This is a genomic window from Subtercola boreus, assembly GCF_003399625.1.
Taxonomy (GTDB): Bacteria; Actinomycetota; Actinomycetes; order Actinomycetales; family Microbacteriaceae; genus Subtercola; species Subtercola boreus_C.
This window is the reverse complement of the sequence record NZ_NBXA01000023.1, coordinates 67,876-91,116: the sequence shown is the minus strand read 5'-3', so window position 1 is coordinate 91,116 and position 23,241 is coordinate 67,876. Positions and strand designations below refer to the sequence as shown.

Sequence of the window (23,241 nt, the reverse complement as noted above, 5' to 3'; positions counted from 1 at the left end):
CCCGCCGCCCGCCCCCGCCTCACCCGGCTCCCCGCCCCTCCTCACCCCCCGGCGACATCGACTGGGGAGTTTCGGTCGCATCGGCCGCCTCAGAGCGACCGAAACTCCCGAGCCGATGGCGCGGGAGGCGGCGAATCGCGCGGGCGGGAGGCGGCGACCGGCGGGGCCGGGCCGGGCTACGGGGCCGTGGTGCCCGTGACCGCGGTGATCTGGTTCAGGAACGAAGGGTCGCTGAAGAACGCGAACGTGATGGCGCCGATCCACACAGCGAAGGTTACCGCGCCGAAGACGAGCGGGATGAAGAACGCGATCCGGCGCCGCTGCACTCGCCTCACCGACAGGATGATCGAGGCGAGGTTCAGGATGACCGTGACCACGCCGGCCGCAGTGCCCACGGTCTGGGCGGCCGACGATGCGGTGAACGAACCGTAGCCCTGCATGGCCGCGGCCTGCCCGAGAACGGTGTTGAAGTCGAACAGGGCGGGCACCATGCTGGCCGACAGCAGGATGCCGAAGAACAGCAGCACTCCGGTGGCCACGACATCGGCAGTGTTGAGCCTCCGGGGCGAACCGGAAGCCGTTGCGCCGTACTTCGGGGCCGCATCCTGCCCGTTCGGCGGGCTGTAGGGGCCTAGCTGGCCCGCGGGCGGCAGTGACGAGCCACCATACGGGGAGGGCGCCGCGCTTCCGGCGGCCGGCACGGGCACGTCAGCACTGGCGGGCGGCGCGGGCGGCTTCCACTCCCAGCCCTCAGGGGCGAGTTCGCCGTATTTGGGCTTCGGCCTGTCGTCTACCATTCCTCGACCCTATCGAGTTTCCCCGAGGCGCAGCTGAACGAGCGGTTCGCTGCGCAACGGGGAAAGTCGACGGAGGGTTCTGGGAAGGACCGCGAGACGGACGACGGTGGGGGAGCGAGCTACTTGCCGGAGTGGCCGGCGGAGCCGAGCTGCTGCGTCGCCTCGACCACGCGTGCGGCCATCGCGGTCTCCGCGGTCTTGCCCCAGGCGCGCGGGTCGTAGACCTTCTTGTTGCCGACCTCGCCGTCGACCTTCAGCACACTGTCGTAGTTGCTGAACATCGTGCCGGCGATGGAACGCGTGAACGCGTACTGGGTGTCGGTGTCGATGTTCATCTTGATGACACCGTTCGCCACAGCCTCGGTGATCTCGGCGTCGCTCGAACCCGACCCGCCGTGGAAGACGAGGTCGAACGGCTTGTGGTTGTCGCCGAGGGTCGCCGCGTACTTCGCGTACACGCCGTCCTGGATCTCCTTCAGCAGTTCCGGGCGGAGCTTCACGTTGCCGGGCTTGTACACGCCGTGCACGTTGCCGAACGTGAGAGCCGCCATGTAGCGCCCGTTCTCACCGAGGCCCAGCGCTTCGACGGTGGCCAGGGCATCCGAGACCGTCGTGTACAGGTGCTCGTTGATGTCGTGGCTGACACCGTCTTCTTCGCCGCCGACAACGCCGATCTCGACTTCGAGGATGGCATTGATCGCACGCGTGCGCTTCAGGATGTCCTGGGCGATCTCGAGGTTCTTGTCGAGGGTGATCGCCGAGCCGTCCCACATGTGCGACTGGAAGATGGGGTTCCGGCCTGCCTTCACCTCGGCCTCGCTGGCCTCGATGAGCGGCAGCACGAAGGTGGGGAGGGCGTTCTCGGGGCAGTGGTCGGTGTGGAGGGCCACGGTGATGGGGTAGTTCTTCGCGACCTCGTGTGCGAAGGCGGCGAAGGCAAGGGCGCCGGTTGCGCGGGCGCTGCCGGAGGCGGCCTGCGCCTTCTGGCCGGCAAAGTAGTCCGCGCCGCCCGTGGTGACCTGGATGATCCCGTCGGATCCGGCTTCAGAGAGGCCCTGCAGAACGGCGTTGAGCGTCTGCGAACTCGAGACGTTGACCGCTGGATAGGCGAACCCGGAGGTCTTCGCTTTGTCGAGCATCTCGGCATACTGATCGGGCGTTGCGATGGGCATGACTCTCCTTTGATGATGTGCGGTTCCAGCATAGCGAGAGAGCGTTCGCCCGGGCGGAGAGCCCTGCCAGCGCTACTCTGATAGCAGGTGGGCGTGCCGCCGCCACCATGTGCGGCGGATCTCCCTCGGCCGCCAGGCCCAGCACCCGTCACGAGCCCCGAAAAGGAACCGCCTTGACCATCACCGATTCTCCCGCCTCCCTGCAGCACCCCGACCGGAACCTCGCGCTCGAACTCGTTAGGGCGACCGAAGCCGCCGCCATCCGGGCCTGGCCGTGGATCGGCAAGGGCGACAAGCTCGCCGCCGACGGTGCGGCTGTGGATGCCATGCGGGCCCTGCTCGGAACGGTCGACTTCGATGGTGTCGTCGTCATCGGCGAGGGTGAGAAGGACAAGGCCCCGATGCTGTTCAACGGTGAGCACGTCGGCAACGGAAACGGTCCGGCCTGCGACATCGCTGTCGACCCGATCGACGGCACCTCGCTGACGGCCGCGGGCCGCCCCAACGCGATCTCGGTCATGGCCGTCTCCGACCGCGGCACCATGCTCGATGCCTCCTCGGTCTTCTACATGGACAAGCTCGTCACCGGCCCCGAGGGCATCGGTGTCGTCGACATCCGGAAGCCCATCGGTGAGAACATCCGCGCACTCGCCAAGGCGAAGGGCAAGGATGTCTCGGAGATGAAGATCGCGGTGCTCGACCGCCCTCGGCACGCGCAGCTGATCGAGGAGATCCGCGCGGCGGGAGCCGGCACCCGGCTCATGCTCGACGGCGACGTTGCCGGCGGCATCAACGCGGCCCGCTACGAAACCCGCACCGACATGTGCGTGGGGATCGGCGGCAGCCCGGAGGGTATCGTCACGGCGTGCGCGATCAAAGCGCTCGGCGGCTTCATCCAGGGCATCCTCCGCCCGGGCAACGACGAGGAGCGCCAGCGCGGCATCGACGCGGGTCTCCTGATGGACCACGTATACGAGGCCGACGACCTGGTCGCTTCCGACAACACGTTCTTCGTGGCGACCGGCGTGACGGATGGCGGGCTGGTCAATGGCGTCCGCCGCAAGGGCCCGGTCATCCGCACCGAGAGCATCGTGCTGCGCTCCCACTCCGGCACCATCCGCCGCATCGTGGCGGACCACCTAGCGGAGAAATGGCTCTGACGAGCCATTTCGCTCCGCCTACGGAAAAATGGGCGAGCGCGGCAGGCGGCCCTGAACGGGCCGTCTGCTTTTAGCGCGGCGCAATGCCAGTAGCGCGTCAGATGAGTTTGTTGGGGTCGTCGATGCTTTCGAGGTCGCGGGCCAGGTCGAGCTCGGCGACCAGTTCGAAGGCCGTGACCTGGCGCGTGGTCTCCTCGACCGGCTCCAGCGTCTTCAGTACCACCGACTCGTCGAGCGCGTTCAGCTTGCGCGCCGTCGGGAACACCTGGCGCTCGAACGAGCCCACGAACGCGTTGTAGTCCTTGACGCTCCGTTCGATCGTGCGGCCCAGCTTGTCGATGTGCGTCGACGTCGTGGCGAGGCGCGAATAGAGCTCCTTGCCGAGATCGAAGAGGGTCTTCGCCTCGTGCGTCAGCACATCCTGCTGCCAGCTGAATGCGACCGTCTTCAGCAGCGACCACAGAGTGACGGGTGACACCAAGGCGACCTTCTTCGAGAAGGCGAAGTCCATGATGCCCGGATCCGCCTCCATCGCCGTGGAGATGAGCGACTCGCTCGGGATGAACGCCACCACCAGTTCGGGCGACGCTTCGAGCCCGGCCCAGTAGCCCTTCGACCCCAGCGTCGTGATGTGTTCGCGCACCGCCTTGACGTGCGCCCGCAGCAGCTCTTCGCGTCGGGCGCCCTCGGCGCCGGTGGCCGTCACGGCGATTGCCGACGCTTCGAGGTAGGCCGTGAACGGCACCTTCGCGTCGACCGCGATGTTCTTGCCGCCCGGCAGGTGCACCACCATGTCGGGTCGCCCGGCGCCGCGGTCGCTCCGGATGCTCGACTGAACCTCGAAGTCGACCCTGTCGATCAGGCCCGCCGCCTCCACCACGTTGCGGAGCTGTGTCTCGCCCCACACCCCACGGGTGCTGTTCGACCGCAACGCCGATGCCAGAGACTCCGCGGTCGTGCGGAGCCGCTCCTCGGACTCCGTCGCCGACCGCAACTGCTCGCTGAGTTCGCCGTGCTGCTGGCGGCGCTGCTCCTCGAGCTCGGTGACCTTGGCCTGCACGAGCCGGAGGCTCTCCTGCACCGGGCTCAGCGCGACGAGCACCCGCCCGTCGGTCGCGGCCCGTGACGCGTCGGCCCGCTGCGTGTCGGCGAGCCGCTCCTGGAACTCGGCCAGGCGCCCCTCCTGCTGCGCGATCTGCTCCCGGTACTGGGCATCCTGCGCGCGGAGCTGCTGGCGGAGTGCGACGGCCGTCGCCTCCGCGCCGGCACTCCGGCTCTGCAGCTCGAGCAGGGGAGCGAGCTCACGGGAGCGCGCGGCAGCATCGGCCGAGTGACTCGCCGCGGAGCGGTGGCCCCGCAGCATCCACCCGCCGAGCGCGCCGACCACCAGCGCGAGGGCCAGGCAGACCAGAAAGACTCCAAGTGATTCCATGGCAGAAGTGTTGCACCGGCCGCCGACACCGGCGCGGCGGCGCCCCGGGTGGCCCCGCAACCGGGCATGCTCTAACCTCAGAACACGCAACCGAAAGTGACCCGAAATGACCGACGTTCTCACCGACACTGCTGTCGTCACCCACTACATCAACGGAGCGCTGGTCGAGAGCACCAGCGGTCGCACGGCTCCCGTGTACGACCCGGCCCTCGGCGTCGAGACCAAGCAGGTCGCCCTGGCCGACGAGGCCGAGATCGCTGCAGCCATTGCCGCCGCGAAGGCCGCCTTCCCGGCCTGGCGCGACACCTCGCTGACTCGCCGGCAGCAGGTCATGTTCGCCTTCCGCGAGCTGCTGGCCGCACGCCGTGGTGAGCTGGCCGAGATCCTCACCGCCGAGCACGGCAAGGTGCTCTCCGACGCGGCAGGTGAGATCACCCGCGGCCTCGAGGTCGTGGAGTTCGTCTGCGGCTTCCCGCACCTCATCAAGGGCGACTACTCCGAGAACGTGTCGACCGGCATCGACGTGTACTCCACGCGTGGCCCGCTCGGCGTGGTCGGCATGATCAGCCCCTTCAACTTCCCCGCCATGGTGCCGCTGTGGTTCTTCCCCGTGGCCATCGCGGCCGGCAACACCGTCGTTCTGAAGCCCAGCGAAAAAGACCCGTCGGCCGCGAACTGGCTCGCCGCGCTCTTCACCGAGGCGGGACTCCCCGACGGCGTGCTGAACGTGCTGCACGGCGACAAGGTGGCCGTGGATGGCCTCCTCAACAGCCCCGACGTCAAGGCCATCTCGTTCGTCGGTTCCACCCCCATCGCGCGCTACGTCTACGAGACGGCGACCCGCAACGGCAAGCGCGTGCAGGCCCTCGGTGGCGCCAAGAACCACATGCTGGTGCTCCCGGATGCCGACCTCGACCTCGTGGCCGACGCCGCCGTCAACGCGGGCTTCGGATCGGCCGGCGAACGCTGCATGGCCATCTCGGTGGTCGTTGCCGTCGAGCCCGTCGCCGACGAGCTGATCGCGAAGATCCAGTCGCGCGTCGCCGGACTGGTCGTCGGCGACGGCCGCCGCGCCTGCGACATGGGCCCCCTCGTCACCGAGGTGCACCGTGACAAGGTCGCCTCCTACATCGACATCGCTGTCGCAGACGGGTCATCGGTCGTCATCGACGGTCGCGACGTCGAGGTCGACGGTGCCCCCGACGGATTCTGGCTCGGGCCGACCCTGATCGACAAGGTCTCGACCTCGTCGAAGGTCTACACCGACGAGATCTTCGGCCCGGTGCTGTCGATCGTGCGGGTCGCCTCCTATGAAGAGGGTGTCGACCTCATCAACGCCTCGCCCTACGGCAACGGCACCGCGATCTTCACCAATGACGGGGGAGCGGCCCGCCGGTTCCAGAACGAGGTCGAGGTCGGCATGATCGGCATCAACGTGCCGATCCCCGTACCGGTCTCCTACTACTCCTTCGGCGGGTTCAAGGACTCGATCTTCGGAGACTCGAAGGCCTACGGCATCGACGGCTTCCAGTTCTACACGCGCCAGAAGGCGATCACCTCCCGCTGGCTCGATCCCAGCCACGGCGGCATCAACCTCGGTTTCCCGCAGAACTGACCCCGCGGGCATCCGGAGCCCCCTCCTGCACAGCAGGTTCCGGATGCCCGGGGGCGCCCGGGTACGATAGACCTCCGTGGCTCTAACTATCGCAATCGTCGGGCTGCCGAATGTCGGCAAGTCCACCCTCTTCAACGCCCTCACCAAGAACCAGGTTCTGGCGGCGAACTACCCGTTCGCCACCATCGAGCCGAACGTCGGCGTCGTGAACCTGCCTGACCCGCGCCTGGCGGCGCTCGCTGGCATCCACGGCAGCGAGAAGCTGCTGCCGGCTCCCGTGTCGTTCGTGGACATCGCCGGCATCGTCAAGGGTGCCAGTGTGGGCGAGGGCCTCGGCAACAAGTTCCTGGCGAACATCCGCGAAGCCGACGCCATCGCGCAGGTCGTGCGCGGATTCAGTGACCCCGACGTCGTGCACGTCGACGGCAAGGTGGATGCCGCGAGCGACCTCGAGACGATCAACACCGAACTCATCCTCGCCGACCTGCAGACCCTCGAGAAGGCAGTCGCCCGCTACGAGAAGGAGGTCAAGACCAAGCGGATCGAGCCCGCCGTGCTGGCGACCGCTCTCGAAGCGCAGAAGATCCTCGACTCCGGCTCGCCCCTGTCGAGTGCGCCGAAGTTCGACATCGAACCGATCCGCGAGCTCGGTCTGCTGACCGCCAAGCCCTTCATCTACGTCTTCAACGTGGATGAGGGCGTACTCGGTGACTCTGCGGCCCTCGCGGCTCTCGCCGCCCTTGTCGCGCCCGCGCAGGCGATCTTCCTCGACGCGAAGCTCGAATCCGAACTCATCGACCTCGACCCTGAGGATGCCGCCGAACTCCTCGCCTCCACCGGCCAGGAGGAGTCGGGCCTTGACCAGCTCGCCCGCATCGGCTTCGACACCCTGGGCCTTCAGACCTACCTCACCGCCGGCCCCAAAGAGTCGCGCGCCTGGACCATCGGCAAGGGCTGGACCGCCCCGCAGGCGGCCGGTGTCATCCACACCGACTTCCAGAAGGGCTTCATCAAGGCCGAGATCGTCTCGTTCGACGACCTTATCGAGGCCGGCTCGATGGCCGAGGCCAAAGCCCGCGGCAAGGTGCGCATCGAGGGCAAGGAATACGTGATGCACGACGGCGACGTGGTGGAGTTCCGTTTTAACGTCTGATCGGAAACGTGCGCGCGAGCGGACGGCGCGGTAGTCATGACGGTATACCCCAATGTATACTCTCCGCATGGCGACGACTATCAAGGTTTCCGAGGACCTGCGCGATCGAATCAATCGAGATGCCCAGGAGCGGGGCGTATCAGCCTCGGGCTTCATCGAGAAGCTGCTCGACGGATACGAACGGCGCGCACGGATGGAGTCATTCGGTCGGGCGTTCCGCGGTGCAGACGAGAACTACTGGGATGAATTCCGGGAGTGGGATGTCGCACTCAGCGACTCCTGATGGCGGCTGATCTTCGGCGTGGAATGGTCGTCTGGGCCGAGCTCGATCCGGTGAGAGGTCGTGAGCAGGCCGGGCGAAGACCCGCTCTCATCATCGCCAGCGATCTCTATCTCCAGCAAGCCGATACGCTCGCGATCATTGTTCCGGCTACAACGACGGATCGTGGGTGGCCGAATCACGTTGCACTGAGGGGTGCCAGCCTGACACTCCCGCAGCAGACGTTTGCCATGACTGAACAACCTCGCGCGGTCACTCGCGAACGCCTCTTCGATATCGCGGGTACGGTCGACGCCGCGACGATGCAAGAGGTCGATGTGTGGCTCCGCGACTTCCTCGCCCTGCCCTGAGCGCGCTCAGGGCCACAACGTTTTGGCCACGAGGGCCCTGGCGGCGCTCGTCGCGCCCGCGCAGGCGCGGCACGGCTGGAACATCCCCCCTCGGGGCCTGTCCTCGCGCTCCTGAAACGAGATAAGGTTTCCTCACGACACGATCCGGGGGGACCGATGATCCGCAGGGTTGCGAGCAGGTTCATCCAGAGCCGACGGGGTGTCGCACTGCTGGCCCTGGTGCTGATGGTGTCGGGTGGCGGGATGGCCCAGCCAGCCCGGGCCGCAGCGGCGCCGGGAACGGGAACCGTCACGGGGACGGTGTTCGGCGGCACCCCGCAAGGGCCGAAGCTCGCCGGCGTGAAGGTCACGATCACTCAGGACCTCGACCCTGACGATCCCTCCTACAGGTTCTCGACGACGTCTGATTCCACAGGCAGATTCACCTTCACCGACATCCCGGTTCCTCCGCACGCGTTGGTGGTCACGGCCGAACCGTCGCTCGATGGTGCGTACAGGAGTTACACCACGTCTCCCGCGCTCCTCGCTGCTGGGGCGACCGTCAAGACCGACCTGCTGCTTCCTCCGGAGGCGCGGATCACCGGCACGGCCAGGACGGCAGCTGGCGTTCCGGTCGCCAACGTCGTGATCACAGCCTCTCGGTTACAACAGGAGGACGAAGACGAGATCGACTATCCGTCGGTGACGAGTGACGCTACGGGCACATTCGTGATCAGAGGTCTGGACAAGGGTGCGTACAGGATCACCGCAAAGACCCTGGACGGACTCTACGAGGGTCCGGTCGGCCGCTTCACCGCTCGGCTGGACTTCGGCGAGACAGCCGCCGGCTTTGAGGTGCGGATGTTCCGTGTCTGGCAGGTGTCGGGAAAGGTCACCTCAGCAGCTTCGCCGTCTGTCGGGCTGCCGGGAATCCATGTGTCGGCCAACCGGGCCTCAAGCGTTGTCACTGATTCACAGGGGAACTACCGTCTCAGGTCGGACACTCCGCAGACGGCTCTGCGCGTCGACTTCGACGATCCGGAAGACAAGTACCAGAGCTTCACGTCGGGTCCGTTCGATGTCGGCGAGGGTTCCTCGATCATCCTGAACGCGCAGCTGAGCGTCGGCGCCACGGTGTCGGGAACGCTCACCGATCCGACGTCCGGCCAGCCAGCGGACGCGACCGTCTCTCTGTGCAGCAGTGTCTCCTGCGGGGCGAACATCAGCACAGATGCAGACGGGAAGTACACGTTCCGTGCCCTCCCGCCCGGTACGTATGTCGCTTCCTTCCATACCCGGTTCCAGACCGTGTGGTACGGCGGCAAGACCTCCTACGATGCGCGGCAGATCGTCGTCGCGGCAGGGAAGAATGTGACTGGGATCGACGCATTCATCTCCTCCGAGATGGCAACGGTCTCGGGGACCATCACGCGGTCGTCGGGGAATACCCTGGTGCCGGTTGCCGCGACGGTTGCACTCTATTCGCCCCGCGGGGTCGCTGTGCGGCGGACGAACACCGATGCGTCCGGGGGATACACGTTCTCGTCGATCGCCGCGGGGGAATACCTCGTGCATGCTGCCCCGGACGATCCGAATCTCGCGACCCTCTGGTACGGAAATATCGCCGACAGGGAGAGCGCCACGACAGTGGAGGTGGAGCGTCCGGGCCGCCTCGACGCCATCGATATCCGGCTGACAACGAAGTCCTCCTTCTCGGGCGGTTCCCGGCCTGCCATCCTGGGGAGCAACCTCGTCGGATCGACTCTCTCTGTGCAGCCGATCGCGTGGAGTCCCCAGCCCAGCAGAGTGTCATACTCATGGTTCCGAGACGGCGTGCTGATCCCCAACCAGCAGCTCCCGACGTACACCCTGGCGAGCGCCGACGCCGGCACACGGCTCACGGTCACGGTGACAGCCTCCAAGGTGAACTACCTGAGCGTCACAGGCACCTCCCTCGCGACCAGCACGGTTCTGCGGGTCTTCGACCGGACGGGATCGCCCTATCTGACAGGCAGCTCCACTGTCGGGGAAGCCGTCTCCGTCGTCACCGGCACGTGGGTTCCCGCGCCGGCCTTCGGCTATCAGTGGCTTCACAACGGCATTGCCATCCCGAACGCCACCAAGGCGTCGTATGTCCCAGTCGACACGGATGCCGGAAAGCGCCTGAGCGTCATTGTCACGGGAGCCACAGACGGTTATCTCACCGTGCAGAAGACCAGTGGGCAGTCGAACCCTGTGCTGAGGCCGTTCCGGTCTCTCGAGCGTCCGATCATCACGGGCCGCACTGCGGTCGGATCCGCACTGAGCGCTTCCGCCGGGAGCTGGATTCCGGAACCCACCACGGTTGCCTACGTGTGGCAGCGGGATGGGGCGGCGATCCCGGGTGCGACGAAGGTGCAGTACATCCTGGCGGCGGCTGACGCCGGCAAGGCGATCACAGTGGTGGTTGCAGCTCAGCAGCCCGGCTATCGCACGATCACGGCGACGTCTGCGGCGACATCCACGGTGCTCGGGATCCTCACGTCTGCGCCCATCCCGCAGATCATGGGAGCCGCGAAGGTCGGGTCGACGATGTTCGCCGTCACGCCGGGCTGGCAGCCGGCGCCCGTGGGCCTGACCTTCCAGTGGATCCGTAACGGTGTGGCCATCCCTGGGGCGACCGGCACGTACTACAAGCCGGTGGCACAGGATCTCGGAGCCCGGATCACGCTGAACGTGTCGGGCACGAAGTCGGGTTATGTGCGAGCTTCGCGCACCTCACTGCCCACCAGGCCCGTAACGTTGTAGTCGTCTACTTTCGTAGATTTCCGTCTACTTCTGTAGAGACTCATCTACTTGCGTGGTATATTTCCGAGCAGCACGCGGTCGAAATGAGGAATGTGCGACTACAGAATCCGTTTGCCGTCATCGATACCACTGGACTGGACTCGCAGATTCTCGCGGTCGTCACGAGAAGTGAGCAGTACCTGACTGTTCGGCAGATCTGTGCGCTCCTGCCGGAAGGCGGTTCTTCGCAAGGTGTTCGAAAATCGGTGGCGCGTCTTAAAGAACAGGGAACCATTCTCGAGCGCGTCACGGGGCGGAGCTTCGCCTATGCGCTCAATCCGGATCATCTGCTTGTGGATGCCATCCGACAGATAGCCAACGCGAAACGCGCGCTGCTGGCACGCATGGCCGCAGCCATCTCCATCTGGCATATTCAGCCGATCACGGTGAAGGTCTTCGGTTTGGCAGCTCGTGACGAGATGCGCACGGACAGTGACATCGACCTCCTGGTCGTTATGCCCGACACCGATGTGGGTGACGCCGGGGAGACGCTTGTGCGTGAACTCACGGCTCAGATGACTCGATGGACAGGAAACGACGTGCGCCCGTTGCTCTACCGTTCGTCCGAAGTGCGATCCGCTGACATCTTCGAGTCGATTGTCCGGGAGGGCATCGACGTCTATGGAGATCCGTCGTGGCTGAGAAGGCAGATTCGAAAGGATCGGGGTGAGGCGTGACCCGAAAAGCAGCACAGTCAGGACCGTGGCAGCAGACAAAGAAGTCCAGCGTGGTCGGCTGGCTAAGGCTCGGCAGCACGCAAAGGGTCAGGATCACCAGGACTCTGTGGCCCTCTTGGCATCGGTCGACAGGCAGGCCTCGAATCACCTCGCTCTCCTTTTGGGAATGAAGACCCGAGCAGGTTACGGTCACGATCCCGTGAACGAGGCCAGTCTTGTTCGTGCCGAGCGAGCCGCGAGGGCCCTGGTCGAGAAAGCGTCTCTGTGAGGGACCCAGCGTCCGCCCGCATCACCCACGTTATCCCCAACGAAAGGCGCACTATGCCCACACTCGCCATTGTCGGAGCCGGGCCGGGGCTCGGCGCAGCCGTCGCCCGCAGGTTCGCCCGCGAGGGTTTCGCGATAGCCCTCATCTCACGCGACCAGTCGAAAGTCGACATTCTGGCCGCTGAGCTCGAAGCGGCCGGGGCCACGGCACGCGGGTTCGCCGCCGACGTGCGGATGCCCGCCCAACTCGAAGATGCCTTGGCGCGCGCGGCGGCCGAACTCGGGCCGATCACGGCTCTGCAGTACAGCCCGCTCCCGTCGCGCGACTACCTGAAGCCGGTGCTCGACCTGACCCCGCAGCTCGCGCTCGAGGCCCTGCAGTTCTCGGCGCTCGGCCTCATCCACGCGGTGCGGGCGGTTCTGCCGGCGATGCGCGAAGCGGGGGGAGGGCAGCATCATCCTCATCAATGGCGGAACCTCGGTGAAGGCTCGCGCCGGCTTTGCGGGAACCTCCGTGGCGTTCCCTTCGGAGAGCGCCTACGGCGAGATGCTCCACGACGCGCTCGAGGGGGAGGGCGTCCGGGTCAGCCAGCTGGTGATCCCGGGTGGCATCCCGAAGCTCGAACTCCCGAACGGCATAGACGACGTCGCCGATCGCATCTGGGGACTTCACGCGAACGCGGGGGAGTTCCGCACCATGCTGATCCCGTTGGAGGACGGCAGGGAGTAGCGGCAGGGAGTAGCGGCAGCGCGGAGCGGCAGCGCGGAGCGGCAGGGCACGGCGGCCCCGGATGTCGCGGGTTCCCCCTAGAGTCGGAGTGCGCGACATCCGGGGCCCGGGTGTTCCGCTGAACGAAAGGATGATCGATGCCATCTCTGCCCACAGCCTCCGCCCTTCGCCGTGTCGGAGGGCTCTCCCTCGCGGCCGGCTCGCTCTTCGCAGCTGCCGGAGCCGGTGCCTGGATGACCGTCACCAAGCAGTTGCAGGCCGAGAAGATCACCGTGCCCGGCAACGCGCCGAGATTCGCGGGCAAGCCCGTGCAGGGCCCGGCGACGGCCTACGTCGAGGCGATGGTCATCAAGGGCAATGCCGAACGCGGTGCGGGTGGGCGCACGTTCGCCGACATCAGCAATGCCCTCCGCGGTGTCGACGCGTCGAGTGACGAGGCGAAGGAGCTCCGCAACCAGAGCGCGGCGCTCGCGACGGGCGCATCGCTCCGCACCTCGCTGATGACCTCCGTGCTCGCCTACGGCGTCAGCGCCTTCGCCGTCGGACTCGGCGGATTCCTCATCGTCGCCGGATCGCAGCTGCGCCGGGCCGGCAAGTAGCGACAGGAGCCCACCACATGCCGTACGAAGTCGACTTCAACACCGTCTCGACCACCGGTCTCGCGTCGTCGCCGGTCGCCGACGCGCTCGCCGGCCTCCGCGCCAACGAAGCACGGTACTTCAGGAATAAGTACGACCACGTGTTCACCGTCAGTTCGGTCGCTGAGGCTCCCGAGGTGCTGGAGTGGATCACGGGCATCCTGAAATCCGAACGCGACCTCGTGATCACGTCTCCGGCTCTCGAAGTCAGCGACTTCGTCGTCGGCGGCCTGCACATGGCGTACGTGTTCTATGAGTCCGGGCTCTCGATCAACGTCATGTACGCGATTGAGGACGGCGGAAAGCGCGCAGTCGGCTTCAAGCTCTCAGACGGCATGGACGTGCCGGAGGAGCTCGAAGGCCGCTTCAAGTTCGCCCGCCAGAAGTCGAAGCTGGCCGGCACGATCCGCGGCTCGTACTTCGTGATCAAGGGCGAGCACTGACGCGAGCCCGCGCGTGCCGGGACTCCTACCCGGCGGCCTCCTCGGCCGCCATGTGCGCGAGCAGGCGTTCCGTTGCCTCCTTGAGCACGTGTCGTGCCACGGCGAGCTCCGCCGGGTCGGCGCCGTCGAATGACAGTGCGGTCGCCCGGGCAACCGGATCGGGCAGCCCCGCCCACAGCTCACGGCCGACCGCGGTGATGCTCAGGATGCGCTGCCGCTGGTCTGCAGCATCCGGAATCTGAGCGACCAGCCCCTTGCGAACCAAGGTCGAGACGACGCCGCTCATCGTCGCCCGTTCGATCTTCAGCGCCAGCGCGAGTTCGCGCTGCGTCGTCGGGCCCTCGTTCACGAGCTGGTGCAGCACGTACCACTGGGTGGGTCCGATGCCGTGCTCGCGGAGCGTCGCCTCGATCAGGGCGCGGGAGGCGAAATAGTACTGCTTCGCCCACGCTCCGACCGAGTCGTGCTGGGGCTGCGATTCGTCAGGCACCTGACATGACTACCACGGAATCGTCTGGTTCTCCCAGCCCGTGAACGTGTTCGTGGGGCCGTCGGGGCCGAGGAGCGCCACGCGTACGACCTCGCGGGATCCGTCTTCGACCGATTCGGTGCCGGCGAAGTTGTTGAGGGCCGTGCTCGTGAACCCCGGCGAGACCAGATTGACTTTGATGCCGGTGTCTTCGAGTTCGATCATCATCGCGAGGACCATCGCGTTCTCGGCCGCCTTGGACGCCGGATAGACGGGGCCGTAGATGCCGCGGTACGGGAAGCTCGGATCGGCGTTGGAACTCAGCGAGCCGACTCCGCTCGAGACGTTCACGATCCGGGCATCCGTCGACTCGCGGAGGAGCGGCAACATCGCCTGGTAGACAGTGAGTACGCCGAAGACGTTGACGTCCCACACGGCGCGGATCTCATCGATGGATGCCGTGCTGGCCTTCGATCGTGCAGCGTTCTGCTCGGGGGTGAGGCCGGAACCGCCGGTGTTCGAGATGCCGGCATTGTTGACGAGGAGGTCGAGTCGGCCGTACTGCTCTGCGATGCTCGCGGCTGCGGCGGCGATGGATGCGGCGTCGGTGACATCGAGCTGGATCGCGGTGGCCCCCGCACCGATCTCGGCGGCTGCCGCTTCGCCGCGGGCGAGGTCGCGCGACCCGAGGAGCACGGTCACGCCGCTGGCGACGAGCTCCCGGGCGACCTGCTTGCCGACGCCCTGGTTGGCTCCGGTGACGAGTGCGATGCGTTCTGTGGACATGGCTGGTCTCCCTGCTGGTGGTGATCGATCGTTTGCTACCTATCAATTATTGTATGGTAGCAGACAATCGGCCAGGCGCGGCCTCCCATCGGGTCCAGCGTTTCTACGAGTCGAGGTCAGCGTTTCTACGAGTTGAGGTCAGCGTTTCTACGAGTTGAGGTCAGCGTTTCTACGAGATAAATCCTCATGAGCGATATGATCGCCGTATGGTCGAACTCATTCGGCGCAATCTGCTGCCCTTTGCAACCGAAGTCCTGGACACCTTTCCGGTGCTCGTCGTGCAGGGCGCGCGGCAAGTCGGTAAGAGCACGTTTGCGCAACTGCTCGTCGAGCATCGAGATGCTCTGGTCTTCACCCTCGACGACGAGCAGACTCTCGCAGCCGCTCGAGAGAACCCTCGCGCATTCGTGGAGCAAGCGAGCACCTCGACCGTCGTGATCGACGAGGTCCAGAGGTATCCCCGGCTGATTCTCGCAATAAAGGCCGCCGTCGACCGCGACCGTCGACCCGGGCGATTCGTGCTCACGGGCTCGTCTAATCTGATGCGGGTCGCTCGTGACTCCGACAGTCTGGCCGGCCGGGCCGTCACGGTCGGACTTCGCGGTCTCAGTCAGGATGAACTCGCTGGTAGGCAGGGGGATTTCGCCGCTGCGGCACGGGCGGGAATCGACTATCCGGAATTCGTCACGTCATGGAATCGATCAGGCTATGTATCGACGCTTGTGCGCGGCGGCTATCCCGAAGCTCGGCAGCTCTCAGGGCGCCTGCGCAACACGTGGCTGGACAGCTACCTGTCGCGGATCCTCGAGCGAGATGCGGCAGAACTTCGTCGCAACACTCAACCCGCTCGTCTGCAGGCTGTGATGCGGCTCATCGCTGCGAATCAGGCCGGCGAACTTGTCAAAGCCCGGATAGCTGACCAGGCGGGCATCCCCGCCACCTCGATGACGGGCTACCTGGACGTTCTGGAGACGCTCTTCCTCACCGCCACGCTGCCGCCGTGGACTCCGAATCTCACCCGCCGGGAAGTGGGCCGAGCCAAGGCGATCGTGGCAGACCCATCACTGGCTCTGCGGCTCAGCCGGCTCGCCGAACAACAGCTGTTGTCTGTCTCGGGAAGCGATCATCTCGGCGGGATGCTCGAGGGGTTCGTTGTCGAGGAACTCTTCAAGCAGCGGGGCTGGAGTTCCGAAGAGTTCGAGCTCTTCCACTTCAGAGATCGGAACGGGCTCGAAGTCGACATCGTCATCGAGTTCGCCGACGGTTCCATCCTCGGTTTGGAGGTGAAGGCTTCACAGTCGTTCCGTCCAGAGCATTTTGCGGGCCTGAAGAAGCTGGCCGAGAAAGCCGGCGATCGATTCAGGGGCGGCATCGTCCTCAACACCTCCGAGGGTGGCTATCAGTTCGCGCCCGGGCTCTACGGTCTGCCGGTCTCGGCGCTCTGGGAGCTGTGACGACGGTTGCCGCGAATCGGTTCACCGGGGGGAGACGCGCGCCGCCGCCCGCAACGGCTAACCCGTAAACTCCCAGAAGTGCGCGGCCCCCCGCGCGAGCATCCGGAACCATCTCACAGAAACGGCCCCGATTGAGCCTCATCCGCATGAACGACGTCACCGTGAGCTTCGACGGGCGACAGGTGCTCCGTGAGGTTTTCTTCCGCCTCGAGACGCGCGACCGGGTCGGCCTCATCGGGCGGAACGGCTCGGGCAAGTCCACGATGCTGAAGCTCGCCCTCGAGCAGGTGGCACCGGATGCCGGCACCGTCACCCTCGACGACGGGCTGAAGCTCGGGTACTTCTCGCAGTTCTCCGAGCTGGACGGCTCGGCCACGATCACCGAGGTGCTCGAGGGCCTCTTCGGCGACATCCACGAGATCGAAGACGAGCTGGCGAGTATCGATGCCGCCGTCGCGATCGCCGCGGTGGGTACCAGCGATGACGACGCGAAAGAGCTCGACCGCCTGATCACGCGCCAGGCCGAGCTGTTCGAACTGATGGAGCACAAAGGAGGCTGGGACTACCAGCGGAGCATCGACCGAGCCCTGACGACGCTCGGCTTCGACGAGGCACACCGCACCAGCCCGATCGACGACCTCTCGGGCGGTTGGCGGAACCGCGCGGCGCTCGCGAAGATCGTGCTCGAGGCACCTGATGTGCTGCTGCTGGATGAGCCCACGAACTTCCTCGACGTGGCAGGTGTCGAGTGGTTGGAGGCGTGGTTCCGCGAGTTTCGGGGCGCCGCGATCATCGTGTCGCACGACCGGACCTTCCTCGACGCCGTCGTCACGCGCATCGTGGAGGTCGAGAACTTCCATCTGCACGAATATCCCGGCAATTTCGACGAATATGTGATTCAAAAGCAGTTCCGGCTGAAGACGCTCGAGCAGCAGTTCGTTCACGAGTCGGAGTTGCTCGCCTTCGAGGCCGAGGGCATCTCCGACCGGCGCGAGGCGCTGAAGGCGTCGAAGCAGTCGAACAGCGGCACCGGCAAGATCCTCGGAAAGCAGCTCGCGGGCATCAAGAAGCAGCGCGCCCCGCGCCCCGTCGACCAGATCATCACCGAGATCTACGGCGGCCTCCACATCAAGGACGTGCTCTGCCGGGTCGACCAGCTCGGCAAGGGCTACGGCGAGAAGCGCCTGTTCGAGGGGCTGACCCTCGAGATCCGGCGCGGCAACCGGATCGCTGTTCTCGGGGCGAACGGCAGCGGCAAGAGCACGCTCCTCCGCGTGCTGATGGGGGAGGAGCGACCCGATGCGGGCAGCGTCGACTGGCCGAAGGGCGTCGGCGTCGTCTCCTACAACAGGATGCTCGCCGAGCTCGATGACGACGACACGATCACGCACGCGGTGAACGCCCTCCCCGACAGCCTCGCCCTGACGGCGACCCGCAAGTCGGTGGGGCGGTTCCTGGCGATGTTCCAGTTCTCGGAGGCCGAGCTGAAGCAGCGTATCGGAACCCTCTCGGGCGGCCAGCGGGCCCGCGTCGCGATGGCCCAGTGCCTGCTGTCGGGCGCATCCGTTCTGCTGCTCGACGAGCCGACGAACCACCTCGACCTGTCGAGCACGCAGGTGATGGAGCGGGCGCTGCTTCACTTCCCGGGTGCGGTTGTCGTGGTCAGCCACGACCGGTTCTTCACCGACAAGATCGCGACGCGGTACGTGGAGTTCGGTGCGTCCGGCGCGGGTGTCGCCGAGCTGGCTGTCAGCGCGGCGTAGCGGGCGCTACGGATGCCCGCTGTCGGGGGCCCCGTCTAGCGTGAACCTCGCGCCGGCCAGGGGCGCTCGTCGAGGGGAGAGCGTGTGGTCGACTGGCATCCCTCGCGCCTCGCGCAGCCCGTCGAATGGATGCTGCAGCACCCGGTGTCGCCGAGACCGTTCGCCGTCATCCGGCTGATCCGGTTTCCGGCTCAGAAGGGCACGGTCGACGCCTGGTACCGGGTGGTGACCTGGTCGCAGAAGTCGGCGGACCGCGAGCTGGTGGGCTGGTGCCTCAGCCTCGAGGCCGCGTGTGAGGCGGCGTGGGACTACTTCCGTGCGATGTCGTCGTGGCAGCACGCGCAGGCGGCCACCCGGATGCACGAGCGGCCCGGTGGCGCGCCGTCGAAGCCTCCCGCGCATGACCTGCTGCTCGCGTACCGTGCGGCTGCGCGCGCCGTGCGACCGAGTGTCGATTCCGGAAGCGAGGCGCCTGCCGAGGCGCGGCCACGCGATCCCCGGCCGGTGCCGCCGCCCGGCCGGTCGCTCCGCAACCAGTCGCCCGTTCGCCCGCCGCCCGTTCGCCAGCCCGCGCGAGCGCGTTGAGCCTGCGCGAGCGCGTTGACGCGGCGCGGTGGCGGCCAATACGCTGCGATCGTGATCCAAAGCCCCGGAAGCTCCGCCCGTCACATGTCCGATTCCGTCGGGACGGCGCGCGTGAGGCGCGTGGCCCGCGGCGACGACGCGTATGACACAGCGGTGCGCGATCCGTTGTTCAACCGGCTGGTGCCAGGTGGCACACCCGACGCGGTGGCCTACCCGCAGAGCGAGGCCGACCTCGTGGCACTCGTCAGCGCCGCCCGCGACAGCGGCGAGAAGCTCGCTCTCCGGTCGGGCGGACACAGTTGGGTGGCGGCCTCCGTTCGAGAGGACGGGCTGCTCGTCGACCTCCAGGCCTTCGACCAGGTCGTCATCGACACCACCGCACGAACCGCCGCGGTGGGGCCGGCGGTGCGGGGCGGGGAGCTCGGCCAGGCGCTGGTCGCTGTCGATCTCGCGTTCCCGGTGGGGCACTGCGGTCGCCCGGGTATCGGCGGATTCCTGCTCGGCGGCGGCCTCGGCCTGAACTGGGGGCAGTGGCTGCCGTCGTGCTTCTCCATCCGCAGCATGAGAGTAGTGCTGGCCTCGGGCGAGGTCGTCACCGCCTCGGCGACCCAGAACCCCGACCTGTTCTGGCTGGCGCGCGGCTCCGGCCCGGGGTTCCCGGGCATCGTCACCGAGTTCGAACTCGACCTCCGGCCGTTGCCCCGCGACATCCGCCTCAGTTCGTGGGTGTTCGACCTCGCCCAGGTCGAAGCCGTCGCTGAGTGGGTGAGCCGGGCGGTGCGCGCACTGCCGGCGAGCGTCGAGGTCTCCGTGGTGCTGCAGGGCCCCGAGCGCCCGGACGGCCCAGCGACGGCGGGCGGCGACACGGATGCCCCAACCCACGTCGTGGGCGTCGTCGCGATCAGCTACACAGACACCGAGGCCGAAGCCCGCGAGGCATTCGCCGCTCTCGACGAGGGCCCCGGCACGGGCATCCGGTCGTGGGAGCACACCGACCGCGTCAGAGTGGCCTTCGACGAGCTGCACGTCGGCGTGGATGCGACCTACCCCGACGGTCACCGGTACCTCGCCGACACCTTCTGGAGCCCCCGCGACCTCGGCGACCTGCTGCCCTGACTCGCCGACCTGCTGCGGCGCGCTCCGTCGGGCAAGACGTACTTCCTGTCGGCGATGCCGGGCCACGGTGGGGGCCGCACGCTGTTGCCGGTGGGAGAGGCGGCGTACGGGATGCACGACACGAGCCTGATCGTGCCCTACGCGATCTGGGGCGACGAGGCGGATGACGCTTCGAACCGGGCGTGGCTGAACGAGGTGAAGGCGCTCCTCGAACCGCTCAGCTCCGGTCACTTCCTGAGCGAGGCCGACCTGCGCTTCTCGCCCGAACGTGCGGCCGGGTCGTTCCGGCCGGAGGACTGGGCGCGCATCCAGAGCCTGACGGAGCGGTTCGACCCCACCGGAGTGTTCCACCGCTACCCCTTGGCTTAGCGGGCGCGGTGTGGTTGCCTGAGGCCATGGACGACACACTGCCCGTCTTTCCCCTCGGCTCCGTACTGTTCCCCTACATGCCGCTGCAGCTGCGGCTGTTCGAGGAGCGCTACCTCGTGATGCTCTCGAAAGTGCTCGAATCCGAGCCGGCCGAGTTCGGCGTGGTGCTCATCGAACGCGGCCAGGAGGTGGGCGGGGGCGAGCAGCGGTTCGCCGTCGGCACGCTGGCGCAGATCGCACAACTCGAAGCACCCGAGGGTCATGTCGTGCTGGTGGCGGTGGGCACAAGGCGGTTCGTCGTCGACGAATGGATGCCCGACAACCCCTTCCCAGAGGCCCACGCCTCTCTACTGCCTCCCCTCGAGTGGGATGACGCGCTCGAGCCGCTCCGCGAGGAGGCGGAGACCGTGGTTCGCCGGGTGCTCGCGCTCGCCGCAGCGAACGGGGAACAGGAGTGGCCCGCCGACCTCCAGCTCTCGGAGGACCCGAGCGCCGCATCCTGGCAGCTCGCGGGCATCGCTCCCGTCGGGCCGCTCGACCAGATCGCCCTTCTGCGTTCGAACAGTCTCCAGAACCTCCTCACGTCGGTGATCTCGATGACACGCGAGGTCGAAGAGACGTACCGCGCGCTCTGGCCGGACGACGGCCCCGGCGACAGTGCACCCGGTTCTGACAGCGCACCCGGTTCTGAGGGGGACGACGTCTCCTAGCCCGAGTGTCGGCTGAGCATCCGGCCGAACGGCAGGGAGCTCCAAGGTGCGGACGGTTATCGTTGTCGAGTGCCAACCTTCACCCCCGAATCGCGCCGACGCGCCGCCCTCGCGCTCGTTGTGGGTCTCGTGCTCGCCGGGGTCGGTGCGGGTGCCGGTGCGGCCTCGCCCGCGTCGGCGCACGACACGGTCGTGTCGTCGAGCCCTGAGCAGGGGGAGACAGTCACCGAGCCGATCAAGGCCGTCTCGATGACGTTCAGCGACGACATCCTCACCGCAGCCAGCGCTGTGAAGCTGATCACGGTGACCGACATCGACGGCGGCCATCACGAGTCGGGTTGCGTCACGGTCGATGGGGGTGACGTCACCACCGATGTCTCCCTCGGAGAGGCTGGCGAATACACCGTCACCTGGCGGGTCGTCTCGTCCGATGGCCACACCACGAGCGACTCCTACACCTTCGACTGGCAACCCTCCATGCCGACCGCGACGACCACGGCGCTGCTGGCGTCCCCGGCCTGCGGCGACACCTGGGCCGGTTCGCCCCAGTCGGCGACACCCTCCGACACGCCGACGCCCTCGGCCGCTGTCGAACCCGGCACGCTGCCGCAGAACGCGCTTCCCGAGCCCACGATGACCATCCTGAACAGCTCGCCCGTCGGCCAGACCGACCAGTCGATGCTCTCCGTTCCGCTGCTCATCGCGGTGATGATCGCCATCGTCGCCGCGCTCGCGGCCGTCGTCGTCATCATCATGAGGCGGCTCCGCCGGTCGTGACCGGCAGCCACCCGCAGCCCGCTAAGCTGGGGGTCGTTCTACCCACGACCCACAACTGAACACTGCCGGCCGACAGGTCGATGCGGGAGAGCCCCAGGCACGCCGGGGCACCGAAGGAGCAAGTCTCTCCACCAATCTCTCAGGTACGTGTACCGCGTCGAACTGGCCACTCTGAAAAGTAGCTCCCCGGATGTCCGGAGGGCTCGCCCACGGTGAAAGTCGCCAGCGCTCCGACGCTGCGGTGAAACTCTCAGGCACGATGACAGAGGGAGAGTTCTCGGGAGCCGATCGGTTCCCGTCGACATCAGCACGCTTCGGCCGTCTCGCATCCGCGAAAGAGCCGGAGCCCGCCTGACCAGAGAGAACTCATGACCGACAGTTCTGATCCGCAGGGCCCGGGCTCGCACGGCGACCTGCCGCCCACCCTCTCCTCGCCCGATGCCACCCTGCTCGACGCGACGGCGATGCCCGCAGGCCTGGTCTTCTCGCCATTGCACGAGGTGCACGTCTCCGCAGGCGCCGGGTTCACCGACTTCGCTGGCTGGCAGATGCCGGTGCGGTACTCCAGCGACCTCGCCGAGCACCATGCCATCCGCACGGCGGCAGGCATCTTCGACCTCTCCCACATGGCCGAGCTGCGGGTCGAGGGCCCCGAGGCGGCGGCGTTCCTCGACTTCGCCCTCGCCGGAAAGCTCTCGGCCATCGCGATCGGCCAGGCGAAGTACAGCCTGCTGCTCACCGCAGAGGCCGGCATCGTCGACGATCTCGTGGTGTACCGCCGCGGTGAGACCGACTTCCTGGTGGTCGCGAACGCGGGCAACCACGCCGAGGCACTCGACGCGCTCCGGGCGCGCACGGGCGGATTCACGGTGACGGTCACTGACGAGAGCGACGACACGGCGCTGATCGCGGTTCAGGGCCCGAACGCCCGCGCGATCGTGAAGGCGGTCGAGGGCATCCGGTTCCAGGGCGCTGCGGCTGCGGTTCCGGATGCCGCCACCCACGCTGCTCCGGATGCCGCGACCCACCCCCTCGACACGCTCAAGTACTACTGGTCGGTCGACGCCGAGTACCGCGGGCGCGACCTCTTCGTCGCCCGCACCGGTTACACCGGCGAAGACGGTTTCGAGCTCTACGTTCCGGTCGCCCTCGCGGTGTCGCTCTGGAACGATCTGGTCGAGGCCGGCGAACCGTTCGGCCTCGTGCCGGCCGGCCTCGCCTCGCGCGACACCCTGCGCCTCGAGGCCGGCATGCCGCTCTACGGGCACGAACTGGGCCTCGACACGAAGCCGGCCCAGGCCGGACTCGGCCGCGTGCCGAATCTCGCCAAGGGCGACTTCGTCGGGCGTGCGGTTCTGGAGTCCGAAGCCCGGCCGGGATCCGCGGCCGATACCGCCCGGGTGCTCGTCGGCCTCGTGGGGGAGGGCAAGCGCGCCGCCCGTGCCGACTACGAGATCTTCGGCCCCGCGACATCCGGAGCCCCCGCAGCCGACGCCGCCGCCGCGGGCGCCGCCCCCATCGGCGCCGTCACCAGCGGCGTGCTCTCGCCCACCCTCGGCTTCCCCATCGCCATGGCCTACGTCGACCCCGCCTTCGCGGAGCCCGGCACCGAGCTCACCATCGACATCCGCGGAAAGCGCTTCGCCTTCCGCGTCACCACCCTGCCGTTCTACCGCCGAAAGAGAGACTGAGA

23 protein-coding genes, 1 pseudogene and 2 riboswitches are annotated in these 23,241 nt (G+C 67.1%); of the genes and pseudogenes, 19 read left to right on the top strand and 5 right to left on the bottom strand.

All coding sequences use genetic code 11. The features are described from left to right. Positions 1–176: 176 nt before the first annotated feature. Both B7R21_RS12425 and fbaA read right to left on the bottom strand, forming a co-directional pair. On the bottom strand, positions 177–797 hold the full coding sequence (locus B7R21_RS12425; RefSeq protein WP_116283572.1) for a DUF6264 family protein: 621 nt from the start codon (positions 795–797) through the stop codon (positions 177–179). A 119-nt stretch (positions 798–916) separates the two neighbouring features. Beyond that, positions 917–1,969, bottom strand: a complete 1,053-nt coding sequence (gene fbaA, locus B7R21_RS12420; protein WP_116283571.1) for a class II fructose-bisphosphate aldolase — start codon at positions 1,967–1,969, stop codon at positions 917–919. Between the two features lie 173 nt (positions 1,970–2,142). On the opposite strand from fbaA, the gene glpX reads away from it, so the two are divergent. Then, on the top strand, positions 2,143–3,129 hold the full coding sequence (gene glpX / locus B7R21_RS12415) for a class II fructose-bisphosphatase (protein WP_253259789.1): 987 nt from the start codon (positions 2,143–2,145) through the stop codon (positions 3,127–3,129). 97 nt (positions 3,130–3,226) lie between these two features. Here glpX and rmuC read toward each other — a convergent pair whose 3' ends face one another. Further along, the gene (gene rmuC / locus B7R21_RS12410) at positions 3,227–4,561 is read right to left on the bottom strand and encodes a DNA recombination protein RmuC (RefSeq protein ID WP_116283569.1); all 1,335 of its coding nucleotides are present in this window, start codon (positions 4,559–4,561) and stop codon (positions 3,227–3,229) included. 106 nt (positions 4,562–4,667) lie between these two features. On the opposite strand from rmuC, the gene B7R21_RS12405 reads away from it, so the two are divergent. The 10 genes and pseudogenes from B7R21_RS12405 (at position 4,668) to B7R21_RS12360 (ending at position 13,519) form a co-directional block, all read left to right on the top strand. Then, a complete protein-coding gene (locus tag B7R21_RS12405; RefSeq protein WP_116283568.1) occupies positions 4,668–6,176 on the top strand; it encodes a CoA-acylating methylmalonate-semialdehyde dehydrogenase in 1,509 nt (502 codons plus the stop codon). Between the two features lie 76 nt (positions 6,177–6,252). Next, positions 6,253–7,329, top strand: a complete 1,077-nt coding sequence (gene ychF / locus B7R21_RS12400; protein ID WP_116283567.1) for a redox-regulated ATPase YchF — start codon at positions 6,253–6,255, stop codon at positions 7,327–7,329. Between the two features lie 67 nt (positions 7,330–7,396). Then, on the top strand, positions 7,397–7,612 hold the full coding sequence (locus B7R21_RS12395) for a CopG family transcriptional regulator (protein ID WP_116283566.1): 216 nt from the start codon (positions 7,397–7,399) through the stop codon (positions 7,610–7,612). After that, positions 7,612–7,959, top strand: a complete 348-nt coding sequence (locus B7R21_RS12390) for a type II toxin-antitoxin system PemK/MazF family toxin (RefSeq protein WP_116283565.1) — start codon at positions 7,612–7,614, stop codon at positions 7,957–7,959. Before B7R21_RS12395 ends, B7R21_RS12390 begins: the two co-directional genes overlap by 1 nt. A gap of 156 nt (positions 7,960–8,115) precedes the next feature. Beyond that, a complete protein-coding gene (locus B7R21_RS12385) occupies positions 8,116–10,725 on the top strand; it encodes a carboxypeptidase regulatory-like domain-containing protein (protein ID WP_116283564.1) in 2,610 nt (869 codons plus the stop codon). Between the two features lie 92 nt (positions 10,726–10,817). Further along, positions 10,818–11,441 carry a nucleotidyltransferase domain-containing protein gene (locus tag B7R21_RS12380; RefSeq protein ID WP_116283563.1) on the top strand — a complete coding sequence of 208 codons (624 nt, stop codon included), beginning with the start codon at positions 10,818–10,820 and terminating at the stop codon, positions 11,439–11,441. 321 nt (positions 11,442–11,762) lie between these two features. Further along, a pseudogene (locus B7R21_RS20745) lies at positions 11,763–12,098 on the top strand (SDR family NAD(P)-dependent oxidoreductase); the annotation flags it as partial. Positions 12,099–12,222: 124 nt separating this feature from the next. Further along, entirely contained in the window at positions 12,223–12,438 is a 216-nt protein-coding gene (locus tag B7R21_RS20740; protein ID WP_253259810.1) for a hypothetical protein, read from the top strand. Positions 12,439–12,575: 137 nt separating this feature from the next. Beyond that, positions 12,576–13,037, top strand: a complete 462-nt coding sequence (locus B7R21_RS12365) for an aromatic ring-opening dioxygenase LigA (RefSeq protein WP_116283561.1) — start codon at positions 12,576–12,578, stop codon at positions 13,035–13,037. Positions 13,038–13,054: 17 nt separating this feature from the next. Beyond that, positions 13,055–13,519, top strand: a complete 465-nt coding sequence (locus B7R21_RS12360) for a phage tail protein (protein ID WP_116283560.1) — start codon at positions 13,055–13,057, stop codon at positions 13,517–13,519. Positions 13,520–13,544: 25 nt separating this feature from the next. Here B7R21_RS12360 and B7R21_RS12355 read toward each other — a convergent pair whose 3' ends face one another. Together B7R21_RS12355 and B7R21_RS12350 are read right to left on the bottom strand one after the other, a co-directional pair. Continuing rightward, on the bottom strand, positions 13,545–14,009 hold the full coding sequence (locus tag B7R21_RS12355; RefSeq protein WP_116283559.1) for a MarR family winged helix-turn-helix transcriptional regulator: 465 nt from the start codon (positions 14,007–14,009) through the stop codon (positions 13,545–13,547). Between the two features lie 9 nt (positions 14,010–14,018). After that, the gene (locus B7R21_RS12350) at positions 14,019–14,774 is read right to left on the bottom strand and encodes an SDR family NAD(P)-dependent oxidoreductase (RefSeq protein ID WP_116283558.1); all 756 of its coding nucleotides are present in this window, start codon (positions 14,772–14,774) and stop codon (positions 14,019–14,021) included. Positions 14,775–14,980: 206 nt separating this feature from the next. Here B7R21_RS12350 and B7R21_RS12345 point away from each other — a divergent pair, with 206 nt between their 5' ends. The 8 genes from B7R21_RS12345 to gcvT all read left to right on the top strand — a co-directional run bounded on the left by B7R21_RS12345 (position 14,981) and on the right by gcvT (position 23,239). Next, the gene (locus B7R21_RS12345; protein WP_116283557.1) at positions 14,981–16,228 is read left to right on the top strand and encodes an ATP-binding protein; all 1,248 of its coding nucleotides are present in this window, start codon (positions 14,981–14,983) and stop codon (positions 16,226–16,228) included. Positions 16,229–16,374: 146 nt separating this feature from the next. Then, positions 16,375–17,991: an ABC-F family ATP-binding cassette domain-containing protein gene (locus tag B7R21_RS12340; RefSeq protein WP_253259788.1), complete on the top strand. Its 1,617-nt coding sequence runs from the start codon at positions 16,375–16,377 to the stop codon at positions 17,989–17,991. Between the two features lie 84 nt (positions 17,992–18,075). Beyond that, the gene (locus tag B7R21_RS12335; RefSeq protein WP_116283555.1) at positions 18,076–18,576 is read left to right on the top strand and encodes a hypothetical protein; all 501 of its coding nucleotides are present in this window, start codon (positions 18,076–18,078) and stop codon (positions 18,574–18,576) included. Positions 18,577–18,660: 84 nt separating this feature from the next. Continuing rightward, a complete protein-coding gene (locus tag B7R21_RS12330; protein WP_116283554.1) occupies positions 18,661–19,692 on the top strand; it encodes an FAD-binding oxidoreductase in 1,032 nt (343 codons plus the stop codon). A gap of 111 nt (positions 19,693–19,803) precedes the next feature. Next, positions 19,804–20,061: a hypothetical protein gene (locus B7R21_RS12325; protein WP_116283553.1), complete on the top strand. Its 258-nt coding sequence runs from the start codon at positions 19,804–19,806 to the stop codon at positions 20,059–20,061. 26 nt (positions 20,062–20,087) lie between these two features. Beyond that, the gene (locus tag B7R21_RS12320) at positions 20,088–20,771 is read left to right on the top strand and encodes an LON peptidase substrate-binding domain-containing protein (RefSeq protein WP_116283552.1); all 684 of its coding nucleotides are present in this window, start codon (positions 20,088–20,090) and stop codon (positions 20,769–20,771) included. A gap of 69 nt (positions 20,772–20,840) precedes the next feature. Then, complete coding sequence (locus B7R21_RS12315) at positions 20,841–21,548, top strand: copper resistance CopC family protein (RefSeq protein ID WP_116283551.1); 708 nt, start codon at positions 20,841–20,843, stop codon at positions 21,546–21,548. Positions 21,549–21,621: 73 nt separating this feature from the next. After that, positions 21,622–21,713, top strand: a riboswitch (glycine riboswitch). 2 nt (positions 21,714–21,715) lie between these two features. Next, positions 21,716–21,818, top strand: a riboswitch (glycine riboswitch). 194 nt (positions 21,819–22,012) lie between these two features. Beyond that, positions 22,013–23,239 carry a glycine cleavage system aminomethyltransferase GcvT gene (gene gcvT / locus B7R21_RS12310; RefSeq protein ID WP_116283694.1) on the top strand — a complete coding sequence of 409 codons (1,227 nt, stop codon included), beginning with the start codon at positions 22,013–22,015 and terminating at the stop codon, positions 23,237–23,239. The last annotated feature ends 2 nt before the right edge of the window (positions 23,240–23,241 follow it).